Genomic DNA, 9,357 nt, shown 5'->3' with positions numbered 1-9,357 from the left:
TCAGGCCGCCCTCCACATCGATCTGCGCGACCCCGTTCGTGCCAGCACGGGTCGCGATCGCCTCACGCTCGAGGTACAGAACAGTGTCCGCGATCGCAGATTCCTGGGCCTTCTCGATCACCTTGCGGGTATCGTCATCAGCGCCGCCGGCGCCATCCTGGTCGGCACCGGAACCGTGCTCGCCGACAATCCCTCGCTCACCGCCCGCGACGCCAGCGGCACCCCGCTGCCCGACCAGCCCGTTCCGGTGGTCATCGGCCGACGTGCCATTCCGACGGATGCCGCGGTGCACGCCCACCCGCACGCTCCCCTCTTCTTCGCCACCGACGACCTCGTCGCGGTTCTCGCCGACCTGCACGCCCGCGGCATCCGCAGTGTCTTCATCGAGGGCGGTCCCACCCTCGCGAGCGCCTTCGTGGCCGCGGGACTGGTAGACGAGTACCTCGTCTACCTCGCGCCGACCCTTCTCGGCGGGCCCCGCCTCGCCCTCGGTGATATCGGCGTGGCCGGCATCGGCGACCAAAGACTTCTTTCCCTGCACTCGCTCGACCGACTGGGCGACGACATCCTCGTCGTTGCCCGCCCCAGATAAGGACCGCCATGTTCACCGGAATCATTGAGGAGCTCGGCCGCATCGAGCGAGTCGACCACACGACGGACGCCGCCCGGCTCACGATCCGCGCGCCCCTTTCCGTAGCGGATGCCGGTCACGGCGACTCGATCTCGGTCAACGGCGTCTGTCTCACCGTCGTCGATCGCACGCCGGAGACCTTCACGGCGGATGTGATGGCCCAGACCCTGACGATGTCGACCCTGTCGGACGCCGCGGCGGGCACCCCGGTGAATCTCGAACGAGCCGCGCTCGTGGGCGGTCGTCTCGGCGGTCACATCGTGCAGGGGCACATCGACGGCACGAGCACGGTGCTCCGTGTCGTTCCGGGTGAGGCCTGGCGCGTTCTGCGCTTCAGCCTGTCCCGCGAACTCGCCCCGCTCGTGGTGGGCAAGGGATCGATCGCCATCGACGGCGTCTCCCTCACCGTGAGCAACATCAGCCCGGCCGACGAGGCCGAACAGTGGTTTGAGGTCTCCCTCATCCCCGAAACCCTCGTCGCCACCACACTCGGCGCCCGCACCGTGGGCGAACACGTCAACATCGAAACAGATATTCTCGCCCGCCATGTCGAGCGCATGCTCGCCCTGGCCGACGCGGAATCGAAAAGGAGTGCAGCATGAGCCTCGCAGACATCCCCGCCGCGCTGGCCGAGCTCAGGCTCGGCAAGCCGGTCATCGTCGCCGATGACGAGGGCCGCGAAAACGAGGGCGACGTGATCATCTCGGCTCAGCTCGCCACCCAGGAATGGCTGGCCTGGACCGTGCGCTGGTCGTCCGGTTTCATCTGTGCCCCCATGACCAACGACCTCGCCGACACGCTCGATCTGCCCGTGATGGTGCTCAACAACGAGGATGCCCGCGGTACGAACTACACGGTGAGCGTCGACTCAGCGACGGGCGTGACCACGGGCATCAGCGCCGCCGACCGCGCCCACACCCTGCGCGTGCTCGCCGATCCGACCTCGACACCCTCGAGCCTGCACCGCCCCGGCCACATCCTGCCACTGCGCGCGGTAGACGGCGGGGTGCGCGAACGCGCCGGCCACACCGAGGCCGCTGTCGACCTGATGAAGCTCGCTGGCCTGGCCCCGGTGGGTGCCATCTGTGAGATCGTCGCCGAAGACGGCGAGATGATGCGCCTGCCCGGCCTGCTCGAACTCGGCCTGCGCGAAGGCGTGCTCGTGATCACCATCAAGGATCTGATCGAGTACCTCAACACCCTGCACGGCAGCACCCCGTTGCCCGCGATCCTGCCGCTGGCCGAGGCACCCCGCGTGGACTTCGAGGTGGAGACCACCGTGCCCACGAGCCACGGCTCCTTCCGGGTGCGCGCGTATCGCGACCGGATGACCGGCGCGGACCACGTGGCCATCATCTCCGGACACCCCGTCGACGGCGCCTGGTGCGCGTGCACTCGGAGTGCCTCACCGGGGAGGTCTTCGGATCGCTCAAGTGCGAGTGCGGCCCCCAGCTCGACGCCGCGCTCGACACGATCAACCTCGAGGGAGGGGTCGTCGTGTACCTGCGCGGCCAGGAAGGGCGCGGCATCGGCCTGATCAACAAGCTCCGCGCCTACCACCTGCAGGAAGACGGCCTCGATACCCTCGACGCGAACCTCGCCCTCGGCCTGCCCGGGGATTCCCGCGACTACGGCGCGGCCACCGGAATTCTGCACGACCTGGGGCTGGCATCCGTTCGCCTCCTCACCAACAACCCCGACAAGGTGAGCCAGCTCGAAGAGCACGGCGTGACCGTGACCGAGCGCATGCCCCTCGTGGTGGGCATCGGGGCCCACAACGTGGGCTACCTGCTCGCCAAGCGCGACCGCATGGGCCACCACATCAATGAGCAGGATCTTTTGAAAGGCAGCACAGTATGAGCGTCGAAGGCTCCCCCACCATCAGCGTTGACGGAACCGGCCTGCGGGTCGTCGTGGTCGCCGGCCGCTGGCACGATGAGATCACGAACGGCCTGATCGCCGGGGCCGTACGCGTGCTCGAGGCCTCGGGCGCCGAGTACTCGATCGTGCGCGTGCCCGGCAGCTTCGAGCTGCCCGTCGCGTGCAAGGTGGCGCTTGAGAACGGTGCCGACGCGGTGGTCGCCCTCGGCGTGATCATTCGCGGCGGCACGCCACACTTCGAATACGTGTCCTCGGCGGCAACGGATGGCCTCACCCGCGTCGCCCTCGACGCCGGCAAGCCGGTGGGTTTCGGGGTTCTCACCCTCGACGATGAGCAGCAGGGCCTCGACCGCGCCGGGCTGCCCGGATCGAAGGAAGACAAGGGCGAGGAGGCCGCGACCGCGGCCCTCGAAACGGCACGCGTGCTGGCAGACCTGGCCCGATAGGGCCATCGGCGGGTGCTCCCGGGCACCCGCCGGGGCGGGGCCGCCGGGTCCGGGCGTAAGGTTGGAGGTGGCCTTTACCCAAGGTCACCTTCTTTCGTGTGTTCCACGCCGTAGCTTCCAACGCCAGATCGACGTTCCCGAGCGACGTGTCCGGCCCCGTTGTTTCCTGAAAGCGTTCGTACCTTTATGTCCACATCCACCACGCCCGCAACGCTGCCGGCCACCGCCCCCGTCAATCCGAAGGGCCGCGTTATTCTCGCGAGCCTCATCGGCACCACCATCGAGTTCTACGACTTCTACGTCTACGCCACCGCGGCGGTACTCGTGTTTCCCTACCTGTTCTTCCCCACCGGCGACCCCACGACGGCGCTGCTCGCCTCGTTCGCCGTGTTCGGCGCCGCCATGGTGGCCCGCCCGATCGGGGCCCTGTTCTTCGGCCACTTCGGTGACCGAAACGGTCGTAAGGCCACACTCGTGGGGGCCCTGCTCACCATGGGAATCGCCACGTTCCTGATCGGCCTGCTGCCGACCTACGCCATGGTCGGCTGGTTCGCGCCGCTGATGCTCGTTATCCTGCGTCTCGCCCAGGGCTTCGCTCTCGGCGGCGAGTGGAGTGGCGCCGCCCTGGTAGCGACCGAGAACGCCCCCGTCGGCAAGCGCGCCTGGTACGGCACGTTCCCGCAGGTGGGCGCCCCGCTCGGCTTCATCATCGCGAACGGCCTGTTCCTGATCATCGCGTTCGCGCTGCCCTCCGATGACCCCACTCGCCCGTCGGACGCCTTCCTCGAGTGGGCCTGGCGCATCCCGTTCCTGTTCTCCGCCGTGATGGTGATCGTGGGCCTGTGGGTTCGCCTCCGCCTGGTGGAGAGCGAGGCCTTCACGAAGGCCGTCAAGGCCAAGAAGGTCGAAAAGCTGCCCCTCGCGGCCGTGTTCAAGACAAACTGGCGCGAGCTCATCCTCGGCACGTTCATCATGCTCGCCACCTATGTACTGTTCTACCTGATGACCACGTTCACGCTCGGCTACGGCCGTGCGGCCACGGATGCCCCGCTGCCGGGCCTCGGGTACAACTACAACACCTTCATCCTCATGATGATCCTCGGCGTGGTGTTCTTCGGAATCTTCACGCTCGCCTCCGGCCCGTGGGCCGATCGACACGGGCGTCGCAAGACGCTCATCGTCGTGACGATCGCCATCGTGCTGTTCGGACTCCTGTTTGTGCCCCTGCTTGGTGCCGGAAACGTCGGCGTCTTCGTCTTCCTGATTGTCGGCTTCTCGCTCATGGGAATGACCTTCGGCCCGATGGGCGCCCTGCTGCCGGAGCTCTTCCCCACGGCGGTTCGGTACACCGGCTCCGCGTTCGCCTACAACATGAGCTCGATCCTCGGCGCGGCCGTGGCCCCGTTCATCGCGATCTGGCTCTGGACCCTCGGCGGCGGCAGCCATTCTGGGTGGGAATCTACCTCTCGAGCATGGCCGTGATTACGCTCGTGGCGCTCATCCTCAGCCGAGAGACCCGCGACCTCGACCTCGAGCGCTAGCTCGCACCCGCGCCGCTGCGGCGGCACGCGCCCGCTCCGGCGGCAGCGTGCCGCCGGAGCGGCATCCGCTAGTCGAGGAAGAGCGCGCGCAGCCGTCTCGTGGTGAAGACCAGGCCCACGACGACCATCACCGCGTAGTACAGCACATGCCACAGCAGTCCCAGGTCGACCATGCCCGTGGTGAGCGAGCGCACGAGCTCGACCCCGTGCCAGAGCGGCAGCGCCATGATGAAGTACTGCAGCCCCTGCGGGTAAACGCTCAGCGGATAGAAGGTGGCCGAGAACAGGAACATCGGCAGCAGCACGAAGTTGATCCAGTCCATCTGCTGGAACGTCTTCATGTAACTGGTGATCGCCATGCCCACAGAGGCGAATCCGAACGCGATCAGCAGCACCGCCGGCAGGGCCAGCAGCGCCCACCAGGACAGGTTGAGGCCGAGGACCTGCATCACGAGCAGGAATCCGGTGCCGTAGAGCGCACCGCGCAGCAGCGCCAGGGAGATCTCACCCAGAGCAACGTCGAGCGGGCCGAGGCTGGTGGCGAGCATGCCCTCGTAGAGTTTCGCGAACTGCATCTTGAAGAACACGTTCCAGGTGGAGTCATAGATGGCCCCGTTCATCGCCGCCACGGCCAGCAACGCCGGCGCGATGAACGCCGCGTACGGCACACTCTCACCCGACGCGGTCGTGACGGTTCCGATCAGCGCGCCGAGCCCGAGGCCCAGCGAGAGCAGGTAGAAGATCGGCTCGAAGAACCCGCTCACGACCACCAGCCAGTTCGTGCTGCGGGTGGCCTGCCAGCCGCGCTGCATCACACTGCGCGCGTTGCCGGCGTACAGTCCGCTCCGAGGCGGCCGGTTGGGGCCGACGGATGCCGACCGCTCGGTCGTCGCGCGCGTCACGTGTTGAGCCTTCGAACGGTGACCCGCCGGGCGAGCACCCAGCCGAGGGTGAGCAGCGCCCCGAGGTACAGCACGTGCACGACGCTGAGCCAGAGGGGTTCGTACATTCCATAGGCGAAGACACGGGAGAGTTCGGTGCCGTGCCAGAGCGGCGAGATCCAGCCGATCCACTGCAGGTAGATGGGCAGCACGCTGAGCGGGAAAAACGTGCCCGAGAACAGGGTCATCGGCAGGATGACGAAGCGCATCACCATGGCGAGCTGACCGGTATCGTCTTTCAGCGTCGCGGTGTACGCCATGAACAGTGCGCCGAAGGCGAGACCGGTAAGCAGCGCGACCGGCACGGTGAGAAAACCGAGGGGGCCGGGCACGGCGCCGAACAGCAGCATGAACGCGTAGTAGATGAGGCAGGTGACGAGCATGCGCACGGCCACCGAGATGACGATCCCGTTGATGATCTGCCCGGGCTGGATGCTCGAGGCGTTCATTCCGAAAAACACCGGGTTCCATTTGAAGCCGAGCATGATCGGGTAGCTGAACTCCTCGGAGGCGACGGTGATCGCGGCGCTGGCGAGCAGCGCCGGTGCCACGAAGACGAGGTAGCTCACCCCGTTCACCCCGGCGCCGCCGAGGTTGCCGTCCACGAGGGTGGCGAGGCCGACCCCCATCGCGTACAGGTAGATGATCGGATTGCCGATCGCCGTCACGACCACGGTCTGCGCGTAGCTACGCATCACCCGAAACCGGTGCTCGGCCACGTACCACGACCCCCACCGTCGGCTGCGGGCCGTGAAGTCGGGAACGACAGGATCGGGAACGGCGGCTTCGGTCATTCGATCAGGGCCCGTCCGGTGAGGCGCAGGAACACGTCTTCCAGGCTGGAACGGCGCACGAGGCTCGTGATCGGGTGCAGGCCGGCCACGGTCATCCGTTCGAGCTCGGCCTCGCCATTGTCGCTGTAGACGAGGATGCGATCGGGCAGCACCTCGACGCGTTCGCCGTAGCCGGCGATCTGTTCGGCAACGCCGGCGTTGTGCGTGGAGCCGAAGCGTACCTCGAGCACCTCGCGCGACGAGTAGCGGCGAATGAGCTCGGCCGGCGAGCCTTCCGCCATGATGGCGCCGTGATCGACGACCACGATCCGGTCACAGAGCTGTTCGGCCTCGTCCATGTAGTGGGTGGTGAGCAGCAGCGTCGTGCCCTGCTCTTTGAGGCGGAACAGACGGTCCCAGAGAATGTGGCGGGCCTGCGGGTCGAGGCCGGTGGTCGGTTCGTCGAGCAGCAGGATGCGCGGGTTGTTGATGAGTGCCCGTGCGATGGTGAGCCGGCGTTTCATGCCGCCGGAGAGGGCATCCACTTTGGCCGTCGCCTTGTCTTCGAGCTGGGCGAAGGCGAGCAGCTCGTCGGCGCGACGGGCGACCTGCGCCCGCGGAAGTCCGAAGTAGCGTCCGTACACGAGCAGATTCTCGCGCACCCGCAGCTCCATGTCGAGGTTGTTCTCCTGGGGAACGACGCCGAGCTGCGAGCGGATCTCCGGGCCGTGGCGGTCGGGATCGAGGCCGAGCACGCTGAGCTGGCCGCTCGTGCGCGTGGAGACCGCGCCGACCATGCGCATCGTGGTGGATTTGCCGGCACCGTTCGGGCCCAGCAGACCGAATGATTCTCCGGGCGCCACCTCGAAGGACACGCCGTCGACGGCGACGAAATCCTTGTACTGCTTCGTGAGCTGGGCGGCGACAATGACAGGTTGGGGCACAGTTGCCAGCGTAGACCGCGGGTGCGTCAAACGGATGCCCGGGCGCCCGCGGGTGAGGTTCTGCGCGGGGCCCCCGGTCCGGGGCACTGTCAGCTTGACTGCGGCTGAGTGCGGTTAAGCTCGTCTGGTGAGCATCCCCATCAACACGACCAGCAGCCCTTCGCCCGCCGACGACGCGTCACCCGGCGAGCGTTCCCCGGGGTCGGCGCAGAGTGGCCGTGCGCCGCGCACCCCGCGGGTCCCGCGCACACCGCGGCCGGGTCGCCGCGGACCCGGCGGATCTCCCACCGACGTGGGGCCACGCGCCACCTTCAGCCAGCTGCTGCCGTACCTTCTCGAGCACAAGAAGGTGCTGGGATTCGTGATCGTGCTGAGCGTGCTCGGCGCCGCCGCCAGCCTCGCCCAGCCGCTCCTGGTGAGCCAGGTGATCACCCGCGTACAGAACAACACGCCCCTCGACTCACTCGTGATCGCACTCATCGCCCTCGTGGTGATCTCTGGTCTGATCAGTGGGTACCAGCATTACCTCCTGCAGCGCACCGGAGAGGGCGTGGTGCTGTCCAGCCGACGCCGGCTCGTGGGCCGCCTGCTGCGACTGCCGATCAGTGAGTTCGACGCGCGCCGCACCGGCGACCTCGTCTCCCGCGTCGGCAGCGACACGACGCTGCTGCGCGCCGTGCTCACTCAGGGGCTTGTCGAAGCCATCGGCGGCTCGCTCACGTTCGTGGGTGCGCTGATCGCCATGCTCGTGATCGACCCGGTGCTGCTCGGCCTGACCGTGCTCGTGATCACGGTATCCGTTGTCACGGTCGTGCTGCTGTCGCGGCGCATCCGCACGGCCAGTCAGGCCGCGCAGGCCAAGGTGGGCGACCTCGCCGCGAGCGTGGAACGCGCGATCAGCGCCATCCGCACCGTGCGGGCCTCCAACGCCACCGAACGCGAAGTGGCCGTGATCGAAGAGGATGCCCGCGGCGCCTGGCGCATGGGCATCAAGGTTGCCAAGATCTCCGCCCTCGTGGTGCCGATCGCCGGCATCGCCATGCAGGTGTCCTTTCTCGTGGTGCTGGGCGTCGGCGGATTCCGCGTGGCGAGCGGAGCGATCACGATCGCTGACCTCGTGGCCTTCATCCTCTTTCTGTTCATGATGATCATGCCGCTCGGCCAGTTCTTCGGCGCGATCACCTCGGTCAACTCCGCCCTCGGCGCGCTCGGCCGTATTCAGGAGATCATCGACCTGCCGTCGGAGGACCAGTTCGACCGTGACCTGGCGCCGCTGGCCATGACCGTGGGCGCCGCGAACGAGAAGGTTCGCCCCGATGCCGCCGCCATCTCGTTCGAGAACGTGCAGTTCGGCTACTCGGCCGTGACCGTCGCCGTCGATCCTCTCGCCGAGGCCGACTCCGAGACCGTCGACGGAGTGACGCCCGCTCCCGTTGCCACCGAGGCGCGCGCCGTGCTGCACGGGGTGTCGTTCAGTGCCCCGCGCGGCCTGCGCACGGCATTGGTCGGGCCGTCCGGCGCCGGCAAGAGCACGATCCTTGCGCTGATCGAGCGCTTCTACGACGCCGATGCCGGTGTGGTGCGCCTCGGCGGACTCGATATCCGCACCCTCGACCGCACCGCCCTGCGCTCCCAGATCGGCTATGTGGAGCAGGACGCCCCCGTGCTGGCCGGCACGCTGCGCGACAACCTCACGCTCGCGAGCCCGGAGGCCACCGATGAGGAGTGCATCTCGGTTCTGCACGCCGTCAACCTCGGTGAGGTGCTCGACCGCGACCCGGCCGGTCTCGGCGCGACCGTCGGCGAATCCGGGGTCAAGCTCTCCGGCGGCGAGCGCCAGCGACTCGCGATTGCGCGGGCGCTGCTCTCGGCCCCGCCCATCCTGCTGCTCGACGAGAGCACATCGAGCCTGGACGGCGCGAACGAGCAGATGATGCGTGCCGCCATCGACGCCGTCGCGCAGGACCGCACGCTCATCGTGATCGCGCACCGACTATCGACCGTGGTCGACTCCGACCAGATCGTCGTGCTCGATCACGGCCAGGTCATTGGAACGGGGACGCACTCCGAACTCGTGGTCTCCACACCGCTCTACCGCGAGCTCGCCAAGCACCAGCTGCTCGTCTAGTCAGGTCAGGGCCGGGTCGCGCTAGGCCGGGTCGCGCTAGGCCGGGTCGCGCTGAGCCGGGTCGAGCAGGCC

7 protein-coding genes and 2 pseudogenes are annotated in these 9,357 nt (G+C 67.7%); 6 read left to right on the top strand and 3 right to left on the bottom strand.

All coding sequences use genetic code 11. From position 1 onward, the window contains the following. The 5 genes and pseudogenes from JF66_RS12925 to JF66_RS12905 form a co-directional block, all read left to right on the top strand. Positions 1-592 (top strand): RibD family protein (locus JF66_RS12925; protein ID WP_197059410.1); only part of this gene is annotated, 592 nt, incomplete at its 5' end. Positions 593-600: 8 nt separating this feature from the next. Beyond that, positions 601-1,233: a riboflavin synthase gene (locus JF66_RS12920; RefSeq protein ID WP_035878780.1), complete on the top strand. Its 633-nt coding sequence runs from the start codon at positions 601-603 to the stop codon at positions 1,231-1,233. Further along, positions 1,230-2,491, top strand: a pseudogene (gene ribB, locus JF66_RS12915) (3,4-dihydroxy-2-butanone-4-phosphate synthase). The gene JF66_RS12920 and the pseudogene ribB overlap by 4 nt, the downstream one beginning before the upstream one ends. Then, entirely contained in the window at positions 2,488-2,958 is a 471-nt protein-coding gene (gene ribH, locus JF66_RS12910; RefSeq protein ID WP_035878776.1) for a 6,7-dimethyl-8-ribityllumazine synthase, read from the top strand. Before ribB ends, ribH begins: the two are co-directional and overlap by 4 nt. Positions 2,959-3,144: 186 nt before the next feature. Then, positions 3,145-4,499, top strand: a pseudogene (locus JF66_RS12905) (MFS transporter). Positions 4,500-4,567: 68 nt separating this feature from the next. Here JF66_RS12905 and JF66_RS12900 read toward each other — a convergent pair. The 3 genes from JF66_RS12900 to JF66_RS12890 are packed head-to-tail and all read right to left on the bottom strand — an operon-like array spanning position 4,568 to position 7,157. Continuing rightward, positions 4,568-5,338 carry an ABC transporter permease gene (locus JF66_RS12900; RefSeq protein ID WP_051973512.1) on the bottom strand — a complete coding sequence of 257 codons (771 nt, stop codon included), beginning with the start codon at positions 5,336-5,338 and terminating at the stop codon, positions 4,568-4,570. Between the two features lie 59 nt (positions 5,339-5,397). Beyond that, a complete protein-coding gene (locus JF66_RS12895; protein WP_035878768.1) occupies positions 5,398-6,234 on the bottom strand; it encodes an ABC transporter permease in 837 nt (278 codons plus the stop codon). Beyond that, a complete protein-coding gene (locus JF66_RS12890) occupies positions 6,231-7,157 on the bottom strand; it encodes an ABC transporter ATP-binding protein (RefSeq protein WP_035878763.1) in 927 nt (308 codons plus the stop codon). The genes JF66_RS12895 and JF66_RS12890 overlap by 4 nt, the downstream gene beginning before the upstream one ends. A gap of 292 nt (positions 7,158-7,449) precedes the next feature. Here JF66_RS12890 and JF66_RS12885 point away from each other — a divergent pair, with 292 nt between their 5' ends. After that, a complete protein-coding gene (locus JF66_RS12885) occupies positions 7,450-9,285 on the top strand; it encodes an ABC transporter ATP-binding protein (RefSeq protein ID WP_035878761.1) in 1,836 nt (611 codons plus the stop codon). The last annotated feature ends 72 nt before the right edge of the window (positions 9,286-9,357 follow it).

Origin of the sequence: Cryobacterium sp. MLB-32, from assembly GCF_000738085.1 — a bacterium.
Lineage (GTDB): Bacteria > Actinomycetota > Actinomycetes > Actinomycetales > Microbacteriaceae > Cryobacterium.
Note: the sequence above shows the minus strand (reverse complement) of the source record. Positions and strands in the feature narration are given on the sequence as shown.